Annotated in this window: 1 protein-coding gene; it reads right to left on the bottom strand. The window is 65.0% G+C overall.

All coding sequences use genetic code 11. The features are described 5' to 3' along the window. The coding region (locus P3H15_RS56060) for a molybdopterin-dependent oxidoreductase (RefSeq protein WP_276144939.1) at nucleotides 1-303 on the bottom strand (303 nt) is incomplete at both ends.

Genomic DNA, 303 nt, shown 5'->3' with positions numbered 1-303 from the left:
TCTCCACCAACGCACTACCCGAGGATTCGTGGCACATGTTCGAACAATCCGGCAGATTGTTCGTCCCGAACGCCCGGATCATCAGCTGATACACGAACGCCGCCTCGTTACTGGTGCGCCCGGATGTGTAGAACACCGCCTCGTCCGGCGACGCCAGACCGCGCAGTTCGCCGGCGATCAGCGCGAACGCCGCGTCCCACTCGACCGGCTCGTAATGCGTGGCCCCAGGCAGCAGCACCATCGGATGTGTCAGGCGGCCCTGCTGCCCCAGCCAGAACTCGGTGCGACCCAGAAGGTCCGCCA

The organism is Rhodococcus sp. T2V (assembly GCF_029269925.1).
GTDB lineage: Bacteria > Actinomycetota > Actinomycetes > Mycobacteriales > Mycobacteriaceae > Rhodococcus_F > Rhodococcus_F koreensis.
This window is presented reverse-complemented; position numbering and strand designations above follow the sequence as displayed.